This is a genomic window from Lentzea aerocolonigenes (genome assembly GCF_000974445.1).
Lineage (GTDB): Bacteria > Actinomycetota > Actinomycetes > Mycobacteriales > Pseudonocardiaceae > Lentzea > Lentzea aerocolonigenes.
Map to the genome: position 1 here is coordinate 237,938 of NZ_BBOJ01000013.1, position 15,275 is coordinate 253,212.

Below are 15,275 nucleotides of genomic sequence, written 5' to 3' on the forward strand. Positions count from 1 at the left end.
GAAGGCTCCTAGCTGACGAGGACGTCGACCTGAGGTCCGAAGTCCGAGGGCGGGCCCCAGACGGGGTCCACGATCACCCGAGTGGTGATGACGCTCTCCACCCCTTGCGCGGCCAGGTAGTCCCGCACCAGGCCGGCGCGCTCCATCGCGAGCACGTCACAGCGGTGCGAGGCCGTCTCGCCGTTCCACGCGTGGGAGACCAGGGTCACTGCGCCGCCGGAGATGTTGCGCAGCACACTGGCCAGGCTCCGGCGCACGTCCTCGCCGCGGCCCACCAGGGACGCGGTGCCCGGCGCGAACGTGATGCCCTTGACGGCGTGCGACGTGAACAGGTCGCGCACGTTCTGCTGTGCGACCGCCGCCGGCACCAGCAGGGGTGCGGGCGGCTGCATCCGCTGCGGTGGCAGGGAGTCCCAGATCTGCACCGGGCCGCTGCGCACGTCCGGCACGGCGGGAGACGACGAGAGCGCCGTCTCCAGTTCCTCGCCGTACACGGAGAACCCGAACGCCGTCACCGACGCGGGCACCATCAGCGCACCGACGACCAGCGGGACCCAGCGCTTCACGACGCGGCCACCTGTTCCGGGATGTGCACCGGTGCGACGCGGTCGGCGGCCACCGACAGGGCCGCGCGGGCCGCGGACAGCTGCGAGTGGACGACGCGGCGGAGCTCGTGCAGCTCGTCGGTCCGTTCGGCGACCTCGGCCAGGCGGCGGTTCGCCTCGCGGCACGCCACCTTCACCACGAACTCCGCGCGGGCCTTCGCGAGCGCCTCCTGTTCCTGGAGGTGCTGCGCGGCCTCGTTGCGGCGGCGCGTCATGGTGAGCTCGAAGAACTGCTGGGCCTTCTCGCGCTTGCGTTCGGAGTCGGCCTCCAGCGAGTTGCACTGCAGGGCCGTCTCGCGCAGCAGCATGTCGGCGTCGGCCTGGGCCTGCGCGACCGCCTCTGTGCACTCGCGCTCGACCTCGTCGGCGCGCTGGCGGTGCTGGGCTTCGAGATCGGCGCAGCGGCGCTCCATCTCGATCTCGCGGCGCTCCATCGCGGCGGCACGGGAGGCGCAGTCCTGGCGGGACGCGTAGAGCTCGGACTCGGCCTCGGACCGCATGGCGGCCGCCTCGCGCTCGGCCTCGGCGCGCAACGCGGCCACCTCGACGTCGGTGCGGGCGCGGAGGTCGTTGCACTCGCGCTCGGCCTGCAGGTGCATCTCCGCGGTCTCGTCCTCGGCGAGGCGGAGCATGCGGTGCATCCGCTCGGTGGCGCTGGCGTGCGAGCCGGACGTCTGTTCCAGGCGTTCGATCCTGGCGCGCGCCTCCTCGAGGTCCTGACGCGTCATTTCCAGGAGCTTGCGCAAATCGGCCGCCTGCGCCAGAGCTTCGGCCCGGTCGAGACTCGTGAAGCGCAGCTGCTCCTCGAGATTCTCGATGTGCTCGATGACCTGACGTCGATGAAAACCTCGGTACACAACGTCGAAAGCGGCGTGCAGCGGAACTAGTTCCTGCTCTTTTGCACCCATGGTCACCTACTCACTCAACCAGGCTGAAGATTGTGCGAGCTTACCCACGGCCGGTACCGCCAACCAGCGTCGACAGCGCACGGAACGGGTGCCTGTAACACGTGGAATAACGTCCCTTTCCTGCACAAACAAGGCAGCTTAAGATCAACTCCAAACAACAGGCAGTCACCCGATTGTGTCAAGTAGGACGCCTTTCCGAGGGGATCACTCCGTGCGTTCGCCGTGTACGGAATGCAACCGCCCAGGCGTAGATCACACGAATTGCCATCGATCGGTCGTGGCTACTTCGATCACCCTTGGTTAACCTTCTCGTTCGTGTCCTCACGAGTAGCCGTCGTCACCGACTCGACCGCGTCACTCCCGACCCGTCTGGCGGAGCGGTTCAACATCATCACGGTGCCGATGCAGCTGAAGATCGGGTCCGAGTTGATCGACGAGGCCTACGTGCCGACGGACCGCCTGCTGCAGGCGATGGAGGCGCAGATCCCGATCACCACCCAGCCGCCGGCGCCGGACGCGTTCTTCTGGGCGTACCAGGACGCGTGGGCCAAGGGCGCGGAGACGATCGTGTCGGTGCACGTGACGCCGAAGCTCTCCCCCGCGACGGACGCGGCGAAGGCGGCCGCGGCCAAGTCGCGCGTGCCGGTGTTCATCGTCGACTCGCACTCGTCGGGCATGACGCTCGGGTTCGCCGCGCTCGCCGCGGCGCGGATCGTGCAGACCGGCGGCAACGTCCAGCACGCCCGCAGCGTCGCCGAGCAGCGCGGGCGCGACGCCCACGTGCTGATCTACGTCGACACGCTGCAGTACCTGCGCCAGGCGGGCAGGGTCAGCGCGGCGGCGAAGCTCTTCGGCGACGCGCTCTCGGTGAAGCCGCTGCTCACCGTGGTGAACGGCGAAGTGGAGCCGTTCGACAAGGTCGTGGGCCGCGAGCGCGCGCTGGCGAAGCTCGTCGACAAGGCCGCGGCCCTGGCGCACGGGCGCGACGTGGACCTCGCGGTGGAGCACTTCGCCGCAGAGAAGGAGGGCCACCAGCTCCTCCAGCTGCTGCAGAAGCGGATCCCGCACGCGCGCGACATCGTCCTGACCCAGGTCAGCGCGGCGATCGGCGCGAACGTGGGACCGGGCGCGCTGGCCGTCACGGTCTCGCCGTTCTGATCACAGACCTGAAGACAACCCCGAAGACAAGCCTGAAGACAACTCTGCGACTTCCTCCGCGAGGAGCAGTCCGGGGTCGAAGCCCATCGGCCCGAAGTGGCCGGCGAGCTCCAGGGAGAGCACGCCCTGCAGACGCGTCCAGAACGACAGTGCGCGGTGCACGGTCGGCGACGACGCGGGCAGAGCGCTCGCCCATTCGCGGTTCGTGCCGAGCAGCACGTCGAACGGCGTCTTCGGCTGGTCCGACGGATCCGCGCAGACCTCCAGCAGCACCGCCAGGATCTCGTTCGAGATCGCGGTGATCTCGTCGGGCGCGTGGTAGCCGGGCACCGGCGTGCCGTAGATCAACAGGTACCGGTGCGGGTCGCTCAGAGCCCACTTCCTGATCACCGCGGCGAGCGCCACCGCGGTGGTGCCGGCCTCGAACGCGGCGCGGACGGTGTCGGCGAGACTGCGGTAGGCGTCCCGGATGAGTTCGGTGATCAGCTCGTCGCGACCGGAGAAGTACCGGTAGAGGGCCGGCCCGCTCATGCCCATCTCTTTGGCGATGGCGTTGAGTGACAACGTTGTCACCCCTGCTCCGGCGATCTGCGACCACGCGTGCCGCTTGACCTCATCGCGCACCTGAGCCCGATAGCGCTCGCGCGGCTTACGCACCGACTCCGTCATGGTTAGACCCTCTCACATTCGCTATTGACACTCACGGGCGCATCAGCCTAGCTTCAGCTTGTCACCACAGTTAGAGGCTATAACTACAGCGACCACCCGTAACGATGGTGAGATCATGTCTGTCAACATCCGCACGTCCGCCACTCCGTCGACGTCGACTCTCGTCGCGGCCTGGGCCGCCCCGGTCATGGTCATCGGCCAGTTCGGCCTGCTCTCCGGCATTCCGATCGCCGTCGTGCTCGTCGCGAGCCTGCGCGACCGCCGTTCGACAGCACTGCGCTGGTGGGCAGGAGCCCTCGCGTTGGCCTACGCCACCCCGCTGACGACGTGGCTCGCCGGACCGAGCGAGGCACCGAGCCTGTCCAAGTACATGGACACCACGCCGACCGCGTTGCTCGCCGGAACCGGAGTCGCGGCAGCCATCGCGCACCAGGTAGTTCGCAGGCGCTCTACTGGCAAGTAACCTGGCCGCGTGACCCTCCCCCTGACCGGCGAACGCACGGTGCCCGGCATCGCCGAGGAGAACTACTGGTTCCGCCGCCACGAGGCCGCGTATCTGCACCTCATCGGCCACTGCGCGGACGCCGTCGTGCTGGAGGCGGGCTGCGGCGAGGGCTACGGCGCCCAGCTGATCCGCACGGTCGCGCGGCGGGTGGTCGCGCTCGACTACGACGAGCTCACCTCGCAGCACGTCGCCCGCGCGTACCCGCAGCTGAACGTGCTGCGCGGCAACCTCGCGACCCTGCCGTTGCGCGACGGCGCGGTCGACGTCGTGGCGAACCTGCAGGTCATCGAGCACCTGTGGGACCAGGAGGGGTTCCTGGCGGAGTGCCGCAGGGTGCTGCGTCCAGGCGGGACGCTCATCGTGACCACCCCGAACAGGCTGACGTTCTCCCCCGGTCAGGACACCCCGCTGAACCCGTTCCACACCAGGGAGCTCGCACCGTCCGAACTGGACGAGATGCTGCGCGAGGCTGGTTTCCGGGTTGACGAACTGACGGGGCTGCGTCACGGACGCAGGCTTGACTCTCTCCTCAACGGACAGATCATCAGTGCACAGGTCGAAGTCGCCCTGTCCGGTGCGCCGTGGCCGGCCGAGCTGAAGGAGGCTGTCGAGTCGGTGACGGTGGAGGACTTCGACATCACGCCCGAGGACATGGACACCAGCCTCGACCTCGTGGCCGTGGCGGTGCGCGCGTGACCCGACAGAAAACAGAAGGAACGTTCTGCCTGGTCCTGCACAGCCATCTGCCCTGGCTCGCGCACCACGGCGCGTGGCCGGTCGGCGAGGAGTGGCTCTACCAGGCGTGGGCCCACTCGTACCTGCCCGTCGTGGACATGCTGCGCCGGTTCGCCGACGAGGGCCGCTCGGACGTGCTGACGCTCGGTGTCACGCCGATCCTGGCCGCACAGCTGGATGACCCGTACTGCTTGCGCGGCATGCACGACTGGCTCGGCAACTGGCACCTGCGCTCGCACTTCGCGGGCGAACGGCTGCCGGAGCTGTCCACGTACGAGCACCGCGCGTCGTCCTGGGCGTTGGACCAGTTCGAAACCCAGTGGCGCCACGGGTTCTCACCCGTGCTGCGGTCCCTTGTGGACTCATCGACGATCGAGCTGCTCGGCGGGCCGGCGACGCACCCCTTCCAGCCGTTGCTGGACCCGAAAGTGCGGTCGTTCGCACTGCGGACCGGCCTGGACGACACGGCGTTGCGCATCGGCCGTGCGCCGGAAGGGATCTGGGCGCCGGAGTGCGGTTACTCGCCTGGCATGGAGGCGGGGTATGCGGCGGCGGGCGTGCGGCGGTTCATGGTCGACGGGCCCGCGCTGCACGGCGACACCTCGTCGGCGCATCCCGTCGGATCGTCGGACGTGCTGGCGTTCGGGCGTGATCTCGAGGTCTCGTACCGGGTCTGGTCGCCGAAGGTCGGCTATCCGGGCGATCCCGCGTACCGGGATTTTCACACCTACGACCACCCCACGGGCCTGAAGCCGTCGCGGGTGACCGGCAAGCACGTGGCGCCGGAGGACAAGCGGCCCTACGACCCGCTGCTGGCGCGCGAAGCGATCTCACGCCACGTTGACGACTTCGTCGAGACGGTGGTGCGGCGGTTGCGGGCGATCGACGGCGGACTGGTCGTCGCGGCGTACGACACCGAGCTGTACGGGCACTGGTGGCACGAAGGTCCGTTGTGGCTGGAGGCCGTGCTGCGCGCGCTGCCGGAAGCGGGCGTGCGCGTGACGACGTTGCGGGGCGCGGTCGAGGCCGGGCACGTGGGTGCGCCGGTCGAGCTGCCGGCGTCGTCGTGGGGCAGCGGCAAGGACTGGCGGGTGTGGGACGGCGCGCAGGTGTCGGACATCGTGTCGCTCAACGAGTCGGTGCAACGGGAACTGCTGGGCCTGGACTTCTCTTCCGAGGTGCGGGATCCGGTGCTGGACCAGGCGGTGCGCGAGGCGCTGCTGGCGTTGTCGAGCGACTGGGCCTTCATGGTCACGAAGGACTCGGCCGCCGACTACGCCCGCTACCGCGCGAAGATTCACAGCGATCGCTTCAGCGAGCTCGCGGCGTTGACGCGGAGCGGTCGTGGACGTGCGAGGGCGGCGGAACTCCGCGCGGCGGACGGCCCGTTCGGGCATCTGGACGCGCGAGGAATGAGGTAACGGGATGCGCGTGCTGATGTTGTCGTGGGAGTACCCGCCGGTGGTCGTCGGCGGACTGGGCAGGCACGTCCACGCGCTCGCGACACAGCTGGCCGCGCAGGGGCACGAGGTCGTCGTGCTGTGCCGTCAGGAGGCCGGTACCGACGCGGTCACGCACCCGACCACCGACCTGGTGAGCGAGGGCGTGCGGCTGATCCGCGTCGCCGAGGATCCCGCGCACCTCGTGTTCGAGAAGGACCTCGTGGCGTGGACGCTCGCCATGGGACACGCGATGACCCGCGCGGGGCTCTCGCTGGGCTCGTGGCGGCCGGACGTCGTGCACGCGCACGACTGGCTGGTCACGCACCCGGCGGTCGCGCTGGCGGAGGCGTTCGGCGTGCCGCTGGTGGCCACGATCCACGCGACCGAGGCCGGCCGGCACTCGGGCTGGCTGTCCCACCCGCTGAACCAGCAGGTCCACTCGGTGGAGTGGTGGCTCGCGAACCGCGCGGACTCGCTGATCACGTGCTCGTCGGCCATGCGACGCGAGGTGGCGCATCTGTTCGATGTGGACACCGCCGACGTTTCCGTGCTGCACAACGGCATCGAGCCGGGCGGCTGGAAGGTGCGGGCGAAGGACGTCGGTGCGGCACGGCGCACGTACTCGCCGCACGGCGATCCTTTGCTGCTCTTCTTCGGCAGGATCGAGTGGGAGAAGGGCATCCAGGACCTGATCGCCGCGCTCCCCCGGATCCGCCGCACCTTCCGCGGCACGCGCGTTGTCGTGGCCGGCGGCGGTTCGCAGACCGAGTGGCTCAAGGAGCAGGCGCGCAAGCACCGCGTGCTGCGGGCCGTCGAGTTCGTCGGGCACCTCTCCGACAGGTCACTGGCGGCGTTGCTCACGGCCGCCAACGCCGTCGTGCTGCCGTCCCGCTACGAGCCGTTCGGGATCGTGGCCCTGGAGGCGGCGGCGGCGGGAACGCCACTGGTCGCGTCGACCGCCGGCGGTCTCGGCGAGGTGGTCCTGGACGGCGTGACGGGTCTGTCGTTCGCTCCCGGTGACGTGGACGGTCTCGCCCGCGCCGTGCGTGACGTGCTGTCCGACCCGGCGGCGGCCGCTGGACGTGCCCGTGCCGCGAAAGCCCGGCTGGCCACGGACTTCAACTGGGCGAGCATCGCGTCCGACACGGCGGAGGTCTACGCGGCCGCCGTCGTGCGCGAGCCACGCGTCCTCGGCCGGCCCAAGATCGCGACCGGAAATCTGTTCACCTAGATCCGCTACAGTCGCCGGTCCCGTGAACAACAGGTGACCGAGGACTGAATGAAATACCAACGCTTCGTGGCCATCGGAGACAGCTGCGCCGAGGGCCTGGACGACCTGCTTCCCGACGGCCGGTACCGCGGCTGGGCGGACCGCGTCGCTTCGGTGCTGGACGCGCCGGGCTTCCGCTACGCCAACCTGGCCGTGCGCGGCCGTCGCCTCGACCAGATGCTGGTGGAGCAGGTCCCGTCCGCCGCGACGTTGAAGCCGGACCTGGTGGCGGTGTTCGGCGGCGGCAACGACGTGATGTCGGGCGCGTCCGCTGCTCAGATCGAGCAACGGGTCGATGCGCTCGTTCGTGCCGTGACGTCGTTCGCGCCGACCGTCGCCGTGTTCACGTTGAGCGACGTCTCGCACCGCATGCCGTTCGGCTGGCGCGTGAGGCCGCGGATCGAGGCGTTGAACGCGGCCGTTCGTGCTGCTGCTGTGCGGTACAGCGCTCTGCTGGTCGACGTCGAGGCCGACGAGTGCGTGCACGACTCCCGCTACTTCGGCCCGGACCGCCTGCACCTGTCGTCGTTGGGGCACCGGCGGTTGGCGGGGCACCTGTTGTCGGCGCTGGAGATCCCGTTCGACTCCTCGTGGCTCGCGCCGCTGGACGGTGCCGCGGCGCCGGCGTCGTTGCTGGACCACTGGCGGTGGCTGCGCGACCAGGTGCTGCCGGTGGCGTACACGCGGACGCGGAACAAGCTGATCGGACGGCAGCCGGGCGACGGTTTCAGGCCGAAGCGTCCGACGCTTCTTCCGCTCGCTTAGCCAGCGCCTCCTTGGCCTTGCGCGCCATGTCCGCGATGTCCGCCCGCCGCTGGGCATCGGCCTCGTAGTCGGCACGCCGGTCCCGCACGACCCGGGCCGGCATGCCCACCGCGATCTTGAAGTCCGGCACGTCCCCGCGCACCACCGCATGCGCCCCGAGTACGCACCCGCGCCCGACCCGCGTGCCGCGCAGCACGGTCACCTTGGCCCCGAGCCAGCAGTCGGGCCCGATGCGGACCGGCGACTTCACGATGCCCTGATCCTTGATCGGCAGGGTGATGTCCTCGGTCTTGTGGTCGAAGTCGCAGATGTAGACCCAGTCCGCGACGAGGCTGGAGGCGCCGATCTCGATGTCGAGGTAGCAGTTGACCGCGTTGTCCTTGCCGAACACGACCTTGTCGCCGATGCGCAACGACCCCTCGTGGCACCGGATGGCGTTGCCGTCCCCGATGTGCACCCAGCGCCCGATCTCCAGCCGGCCGTAGCCGGGGCGGGCCATGACGTCGACGCGCTTGCCGAAGAACACCATGCCGCGCAGCACCACGTGGGGGTTGAGCAGGCGGAACTTCAGCAGGCGGTAGTACCGGACGAGGTACCACGGGGTGTAAGCGCGGTGGCGCAGGACCCAGCGCAGGGAGGCCATCGTGAGGAAGCGGGCCTGCTGGGGGTCGCGGCGCGACCTGGCCCACCGAGTCCACACCGGAGCGCCCCACATGGAAGTCATGCGGGGACTCTAGCTTTTGACCTCTGCTGCTCTCGACGCGCCCTTGGCCTGACCTGCTGGTTTCTTCCTCGTTGTATCCGGTCAGATCCGGTCGGTTCTGGACCTCTGACGGCCTGGAGACGGCCTGGAACTCGACCTTCACGGCCCCTCGTGCCCGCTCCTTGGTACGGACCGATGAGCCGTTCTGGCATGGGCTGAGGGGCTCGACGAACGTCGGGATGAGGCTGACGGCAGAGCGGAACGAGGGCATCAAGCGCACAGGCTCCGTCTGCTTAGCGGCTGGCAGCGTTGCCAAGGCCTGAGGGGCCTGGCGGCTCGTCCATCTCACGGCCTGCGCCTCGAGCTCGTAGGTGCCCCAGAGGGAGAGCTGTCCGGCGGGGGCGTGGTGGCGGCGAGTCCTCATGATCGGCGCTCCTGCGGTCGAAGGGTTTGAGTGGGGCGGTGGCTGTTCGCCCCCGCTCCCTCGGCCCTGGCCGCAGTTAGCACCGTGTCGTTGGTGTCAAGGGTGGGCCTTGGCCCATCGCGCAGCGACGCCGTAGGCGCCCTTGATACCGGCGGCACGGTGCTAAACGATCTGGCCTCCGTGGGAGGAGCCAGCGCCTGTGAGCTGCGCGTTTGCGGGCAATTCCGCGGTGAGATCAATCGGCTTTCATGGAGCTCGCGGCCGGCCTGTGTGGCCGCTGCTGGTGGCGCGCGGGCTCGGCCACCTGCGCGCGCTCCCGCGCGGGGCCGACGGGCGGAGCGAAGCGGGAGCCCGGCGTGTCCCGATGCGGGGAGCGGGCGCAACGGTGGGCGGTGTCAGCGCGAGACGCCCGCCCGCGCGCCGCCAGCGGCGGCGCGCCTTGATCCCATAAAGCCGAATTCAGCAACAAGGAGTACAGCTGGTCATCAGTTCGCCGTTGATATCCGCACACTACGATCGTAAGTGCCCTCGGAAGGCGGCATCCGAGAGCCGACCCAGATGGCACGAGATTGACCGACAGCAGAAATATCCATTTTGATCACGTCGCAGAAGCGGCTAGCATGGTTGCCCACATCGCCATCGAGGCCTAGGGGTAGAGTTGGACAGGAATGCGTTCCAGGTCGGAGCAGAAGACGCTTTTCGCCGACTAGTCGCCACACTGCGAATGGCAATGACATCCACTGCGGAGATCAGGGGCGAATACCGCCTGAACAAGAAGATTATCAAAGATGTCGAATCGCTCCTAAATCCCGAACAAAGCGCGAAGTTTAGGTCCCACCTCACCGAACTCCGAGACTCCATTCATACCGCTCTCAATGCTGCAGAAAATGGCAGTACCGGCGCCAATATACAGGTTTTGCCTGACAGAATCGCAGATCCGGAAGTGCGCGCCGCCTTTGATATTGTCACGACCGATATGTTCAGATCTGTTAGGCAAATATCGGACAAGGAGTACGCCCTACAGGCGGCTATCGTCTCAATCGTGTCGGCCTTCGAGGTATTCTCCGTACAGGTATTGTCATACTTCTACGGACTCCATCCTTCGGCAATTTCAGAAGATCCCCAGTTCTCCCTGAAGGATGCGGTATCCCTGGGATCGATCGAGAAAGTGATTGAGCAAGCCGCAAATAAGGCTGCAAATTCGCAGATGGAGAAGCCGTTCGAGGACTGGATTTCCCTGCTGATGCAGCATACTGGGATGCGCATTGCAAAGAGGCCGGCAGAGTGGCCAGTTCAATGGCGACTCCTCGGGCAGATATTTGTGGTTCGCAACTGCTTGATCCATGCTGGAGGAAATACGGACGAACGCTACGCCGCAAGAATGAAGAAATATGGAATCGATGCACCAGGCAGCGGTCATGCGATCGAGCTCGAGCAAGACAACGTTGTAATTGCCGCAGGCGCAGCGCTAGCTGTCGCTGCTCATATCTACTTTGGAATGGGAAAGAAGCAGATTGGTTCAGACGACGACGGACAGCACCACCGTCGACTAAGGGAAGTTTTGTCGGACTCCATATCCGATATAATCCGCAGCGGCAATGCGGAATCCATCAGACCTCTTGCGGCGAGCTTCGATTTCCTTGCAAGTGATGTCGAACCGGTCGATAGACTCCAAGTTCTACTGCTAACGGCGGTATACCTCAACGGCGGCCCGGAGCAGGCACGAACCATATCGTCATCACTAGACTGGCCAAACAATGATGCACGCCTTAGGATTATCGAGGCCGCTTTCAAAGGCGCGCAAGATAACTTGCTCGACATAATCAAGGACGCCGTCCGTTCACGCGAAATTGGAATGGTCGAAATCCTAAGTCGAGCGGAGTTCCATGTTGTTCGCGACGTAGCAGGAGATAGTCAACTGCGAGAGATTACCTCCACTATTATTCCTAATGAGAGCCAGAAAGGCGAGGCCATTCCCGAGACTGTCCCAGCGGTGATTGTAGAATTCTCCGACTAACCTATCTCAAGAGATCGCGGATTGGACGAGCGACTGCAGGCTGTCGGCAACACCGGGCGCAGCAACGATAGTGTGTGCCGACGTTGGCACATGAGGTCTCCCTGCGCTATCGACTACGATGGCCCCCGACTCTCGGGCAATGAGTAGACCGACCGCTAGATCGAGCGCCCTGTTTGAAAGAATTACCGCACCATCGATTCGCCCTTCGGCCAGCCAGACAAGGTCATGTGCCGCTGACCCGAACATCCGCACGCGCTCTACGCGCGCCGCGAGCGCGGCAGTAACGGCAATCCGTTGCCTATTCTTTTCGGTCGCATTTTCTCCAACTGCGTAGTCACCGATCGCCACGATCGACTTCGCTAGATCAGTAGCAGCACTTACTGCCATCGTCCTCCCATTTACGATGGCCCCCGCGCCCTCGACTGCAGAGTAGTGAAGATCCATATAGGGCAAAGAAACTGCGGAAACGAGTGTGTGATCGCCTTGCGCAAGAGCAAGAGATACTCCACATAGCGGCACGCCGTGAACGAAATTGGCTGTTCCGTCGATCGGATCCAGCCACCAGACGAATTCGCTATCTGCGGCCCCATTGCTGCGACCTTCTTCCTCGCCGATAAACCCAATCTCGGGCGTTGTCTTGGCAAGATAGGCGCGGATCTCGTGCTCAATCCTCACGTCCACGTCAGTGAACGTGTCGCGGTCGGTCTTCTCCGTGACGGTCTCCGGGCGGGCGGTCTTGATCAGCTCACGACCGATGCGGACGGCCTTCCGGGCGACGTCCGCCAGGTGGTCGAGCTGGTACATCAAGCAACCTCCCGAGCGCGGTCCCACATGGACTCGAAGACCTGAGCGAACGTCGTGTAGAGACCGGGCATGGTCTCGTCCTTCTCGATGACCAACGTGGGCGACTCGACGCCCCGCGCGTCTGGCAGGTACGGCTGCACCACACACTTGAACTGGTCGACGATCGTGATGTTGTAGCGGATCGGCTCGTCGTAGACGCGGATGCCTACCGAACCCTTGGCGTTCGGTGACACCTTCGCCCCGAGACGGCTCAGTGCCTCGATGTTCAACCGCGTGAGCGTGCTGAGGTGTCCCGCGGGCAACCCCTCCTCGCTCTCACGAGCGGCGGTGTGGGTGCCGTTCGGGTCGAGGAACAACGCCCTGATGGCCGTGCCTTCCTCGATCCCGTCCAGCAAGCTCTTGTCGGAGTACTGCTGGCACAACATGTTCAGCGTGACGACCTAGGAACAAGATCAAAGAAGGCGCTTATCGCAGGTCAGGGCTTGATCGTGCACAGATCGATGTCATGACCGGAGACTCTAGCTTTTGACCTCTGCTGCTCTCGACGCACGCCTCCGGAAACCACTGTCCGTCGCCATCGTCGATCCGGGTTGTCGTGACGCCGTTTCCGGCGCGGAAGCACCAAATCGGAATCGGTGAGATCAGAAACGTGGAAACGTCAGGACAATCGACCATTTGGACATGGCTCGTACCGAGATTGCCCGCCGGCCCGCCGGTCGGGTACTGATACTTGTCAGGACCGTTGCCTTGTTATTCGCTTTCGGTGGACTCGCGGTCCTGCGCTGATTCGATGACCAGCGGTGCCGAAGTCTCGGCGGCGGCGATCTGGTTGAACTGGACGATCGTGCGGTCCAGTTGCTTTGCCAGGCCGGGGATCGTGTTGGGCGGGAAGTAGACGTCGGCACCGGCGTCCAGGAGGCGGCGGACCGGACCCTCGTAGACGACCCCGAGCTCCCTGTCCTCGACCTCCGCGATGACCACCCGCGCCTTCGGGAACATCTGCCGGAGGCTTCCGATCAACTGCGGGCTGAGCGGCGGGATCAACAGTACTTCGGCGCTCGCGGGGGCCGAGTACATGTCCAGCACGATGTAGTCGGAGCCGAGCTGCGCCGACAGCGTCGACCTCGCGGACGACGACAGCGTCATGGCGGTGGCCACGACGGTCACGTCGTCGTAGGTCCCCGACGGGTTTTCGTCGGAATTCGGAGTTTCGACGCGGAATGTTCCGCCCGCCTCGGAAATCTTCGCGATCGGCACACCGTCCTTGACGATGAAGAGATCCTCACCCGGAGGAAGGACCTCGATCGCCGCTATGACGGCTTCCGGAAACCGGGTGGAATCGATCCACCGCGGAGTTTGTTCTCCCCACATGACACCCGATTCTTGCAGTACCGGCGCACTGATCGCCGTGCGACCTCCTTTCCGGGCAGGAGAGGACGTCCGTTCCGCAGGAGAATGGGAGGTCACCGGTCACGGGCGGTTCAGCTGGGCTCCGTCCCGCAGGTACGTGAGGGTGGCGAGCACCAGGCGGTTGCGGTCGTCACCGGGGGGCGAAGCACAGCTTCAGCGAAGATGTTGCCGACGTGCAACCGCCAGATCGCGATCATCAACAACAGGCTGACTTTCAGACTGCCAAAGGGACACAAGACGCGGGAAATCCCACTGAGTGAGGTTGGCACGCTCTCAGGCACCTCTACGCCTCTCACCTGCTCGCACAAGGCGTGAGCATCCGAGAGTTGGCGGACTACCTCGGGCACACCTCCCCTGCGTTCACACTCCGCAAGTACGCACACCTGATGCCGTCCAGTCACCACAGGGCGCGCCTGGCCGTCAACTCGATGATCAAACCGCGCAAGGTGGCCCCGTCCATCAGCGGGCAGACAGCGACCGGCGAGATCGTGCCGAACGCACGGCCCGAGGACGTCTGACAGCCTGGACACGGCCTGACGGACCGGAACAAGATCAAAGAGAGCTCTTACAGCAGGTCAGCGCTTGATCGTGCACACGTCGATGTCATGACCGGAGACTCTAACTTCGAGCCGTCGGTGACCGGGAAACGGTTCTACAGTGACCCGGCGGTGAGCGGAGGTGCGACGTGTGGGCTGTCGTGGGCGTCTGGGAGCTCAGCCCGGAGATGCACGACGAGTGGCGGGCGCAGGTGCCGCTGATGGCGTCGAGCAAGGTCGGGACGCCGGGGTTCGTGCACGGGACGTGGACGCAGGACGGCCACGCGGTCCAGGTGTTCGACAACAAGGACGACGCGCGTCGCTACCACGCGAAGATGCGCGACGAGGGCTATCTCGAACGGCCGGGGCTGACGTGCCTCGTGTGGGACTTGGCCGAGGTGGGCGCGGAGTCTCAGGCACCCTAGAGGCATGGCGACTCCTCTCATCATCGACACCGATCCCGGCGTCGACGACGCGTTCGCGATCGCGCTCGCTGCCCGCAGTCCCGAGGTCGAGCTCGTGGGCCTCACGACCGTGTTCGGCAACGTCGGGCTCGACCTCACCACCCGCAACGCCCAGCGGTTGCTCGCCCACCTCGGCCGCACGGACGTGCCCGTGGTCAAGGGTGCGGAAGGGCCCAGCGGGGCGGCGGACGTGCACGGCGAGGACGGGCTCGGCGGGCAGGCGCACACGTTGCCCGAGAACGACCGGGAGCTCTTCGGTGACGACGTCGTCGGCTTCTTCCGTGAGCGCCTCACGCCGGAGACCGTGGTGGTGGCGATCGGGCCGCAGACCAACATCGCCAGGGCGCTCGACGCCGGGCTCGTGTTCCCCAGGCTGATCGTCATGGGTGGCGGGCTGGACGTCGGCAACACGACCGAGCGCGCCGAGTTCAACTTCTGGGCCGATCCCGCCGCGGCGCGCACGGTGATCCGCAAGGGCAACCCGGTCGTCGTGCCGCTCAACCTCACGCACCGCTGCATCGCCGACACCGAGTTCCTCGAGAAGGTCGACCCGGTCCTGAGCAACTTCACCGGCACCTACCGCGCGTACCTCGCCAACCGGTCGGAGAACCAGGGGATCTACGTCCACGACGCGGTCGCGGTGGCCGAGGCGATCGTTCCCGGCGCGCTCAAGACCGAGACGCACCGGCTCGACGTCGACGACGAAGGTGCGCTCGTCGACGGAAACCACCAGGTAGAGGTCGCGTTGGACACCGATTGGCCCGCGTTGAGGGCCTTCATGGAGCAGCGGTTGTCCGTTTGACGACAACTTCGTGTCGCTCTCTGGGGTTGTGCGGGCACGGAAAGTAGGGTCCGCGACC

The 15,275-nt window shown here is 66.3% G+C and carries 16 protein-coding genes and 1 pseudogene; 10 read left to right on the top strand and 7 right to left on the bottom strand.

From position 1 onward, the window contains the following. Positions 1-8 precede the first annotated feature (8 nt). Together AOM45_RS25345 and AOM45_RS25350 are read right to left on the bottom strand one after the other, a co-directional pair. Positions 9-566, bottom strand: coding sequence for an OmpA family protein (locus AOM45_RS25345; protein WP_030467839.1), 558 nt, complete (start codon positions 564-566; stop codon positions 9-11). Next, positions 563-1,513, bottom strand: coding sequence for a coiled-coil domain-containing protein (locus AOM45_RS25350; protein WP_156093840.1), 951 nt, complete (start codon positions 1,511-1,513; stop codon positions 563-565). The genes AOM45_RS25345 and AOM45_RS25350 overlap by 4 nt, the downstream gene beginning before the upstream one ends. Positions 1,514-1,828: 315 nt before the next feature. On the opposite strand from AOM45_RS25350, the gene AOM45_RS25355 reads away from it, so the two are divergent. Next, entirely contained in the window at positions 1,829-2,671 is an 843-nt protein-coding gene (locus AOM45_RS25355; RefSeq protein ID WP_030467837.1) for a DegV family protein, read from the top strand. On the opposite strand, the gene AOM45_RS25360 is transcribed toward AOM45_RS25355, so the two are convergent. Next, positions 2,672-3,340: a TetR/AcrR family transcriptional regulator gene (locus AOM45_RS25360; RefSeq protein WP_030467836.1), complete on the bottom strand. Its 669-nt coding sequence runs from the start codon at positions 3,338-3,340 to the stop codon at positions 2,672-2,674. Positions 3,341-3,455: 115 nt separating this feature from the next. Here AOM45_RS25360 and AOM45_RS25365 point away from each other — a divergent pair, with 115 nt between their 5' ends. Genes AOM45_RS25365 through AOM45_RS25385 form a run of 5 tightly spaced genes read left to right on the top strand, consistent with a single transcriptional unit; the run spans position 3,456 to position 8,057 of the window. Continuing rightward, complete coding sequence (locus AOM45_RS25365; protein WP_030467835.1) at positions 3,456-3,803, top strand: hypothetical protein; 348 nt, start codon at positions 3,456-3,458, stop codon at positions 3,801-3,803. Between the two features lie 9 nt (positions 3,804-3,812). Then, entirely contained in the window at positions 3,813-4,541 is a 729-nt protein-coding gene (locus AOM45_RS25370; RefSeq protein ID WP_030467834.1) for a class I SAM-dependent methyltransferase, read from the top strand. Continuing rightward, positions 4,538-6,001 (top strand): 1,4-alpha-glucan branching protein domain-containing protein, encoded by a 1,464-nt coding sequence (locus tag AOM45_RS25375; protein WP_030467833.1) that lies wholly within the window; start codon positions 4,538-4,540, stop codon positions 5,999-6,001. Before AOM45_RS25370 ends, AOM45_RS25375 begins: the two co-directional genes overlap by 4 nt. A gap of 4 nt (positions 6,002-6,005) precedes the next feature. Beyond that, positions 6,006-7,253: a glycosyltransferase family 4 protein gene (locus AOM45_RS25380; protein WP_030467832.1), complete on the top strand. Its 1,248-nt coding sequence runs from the start codon at positions 6,006-6,008 to the stop codon at positions 7,251-7,253. Positions 7,254-7,301: 48 nt separating this feature from the next. After that, positions 7,302-8,057: an SGNH/GDSL hydrolase family protein gene (locus AOM45_RS25385; RefSeq protein ID WP_030467831.1), complete on the top strand. Its 756-nt coding sequence runs from the start codon at positions 7,302-7,304 to the stop codon at positions 8,055-8,057. Here the strand turns inward: AOM45_RS25385 and AOM45_RS25390 are convergent. Continuing rightward, on the bottom strand, positions 8,020-8,781 hold the full coding sequence (locus tag AOM45_RS25390; RefSeq protein ID WP_030467830.1) for an acyltransferase: 762 nt from the start codon (positions 8,779-8,781) through the stop codon (positions 8,020-8,022). The two genes, AOM45_RS25385 and AOM45_RS25390, sit on opposite strands and share 38 nt — an antisense overlap. Positions 8,782-9,914: 1,133 nt before the next feature. Between AOM45_RS25390 and AOM45_RS51085 the strand changes: the two genes are divergently transcribed. Continuing rightward, a complete protein-coding gene (locus tag AOM45_RS51085; protein WP_156093839.1) occupies positions 9,915-11,201 on the top strand; it encodes a hypothetical protein in 1,287 nt (428 codons plus the stop codon). A 6-nt stretch (positions 11,202-11,207) separates the two neighbouring features. Here the strand turns inward: AOM45_RS51085 and AOM45_RS25395 are convergent, their stop codons facing one another. From AOM45_RS25395 to AOM45_RS25405, 3 genes are all read right to left on the bottom strand, one after another. Continuing rightward, positions 11,208-12,005, bottom strand: a complete 798-nt coding sequence (locus tag AOM45_RS25395) for an inositol monophosphatase family protein (protein ID WP_030467829.1) — start codon at positions 12,003-12,005, stop codon at positions 11,208-11,210. Beyond that, positions 12,005-12,430, bottom strand: a complete 426-nt coding sequence (locus tag AOM45_RS25400) for a DUF5919 domain-containing protein (protein WP_051783438.1) — start codon at positions 12,428-12,430, stop codon at positions 12,005-12,007. Before AOM45_RS25400 ends, AOM45_RS25395 begins: the two co-directional genes overlap by 1 nt. 325 nt (positions 12,431-12,755) lie before the next feature. Next, the gene (locus AOM45_RS25405; RefSeq protein WP_035910339.1) at positions 12,756-13,376 is read right to left on the bottom strand and encodes a hypothetical protein; all 621 of its coding nucleotides are present in this window, start codon (positions 13,374-13,376) and stop codon (positions 12,756-12,758) included. 317 nt (positions 13,377-13,693) lie between these two features. Here AOM45_RS25405 and AOM45_RS52410 point away from each other — a divergent pair. The 3 genes and pseudogenes from AOM45_RS52410 to AOM45_RS25420 all read left to right on the top strand — a co-directional run. After that, positions 13,694-13,933, top strand: a pseudogene (locus AOM45_RS52410) (hypothetical protein); the annotation flags it as partial. Between the two features lie 167 nt (positions 13,934-14,100). Beyond that, entirely contained in the window at positions 14,101-14,376 is a 276-nt protein-coding gene (locus AOM45_RS25415) for a hypothetical protein (protein ID WP_156093838.1), read from the top strand. 4 nt (positions 14,377-14,380) lie between these two features. Then, entirely contained in the window at positions 14,381-15,217 is an 837-nt protein-coding gene (locus AOM45_RS25420) for a nucleoside hydrolase (RefSeq protein ID WP_030467826.1), read from the top strand. The last annotated feature ends 58 nt before the right edge of the window (positions 15,218-15,275 follow it).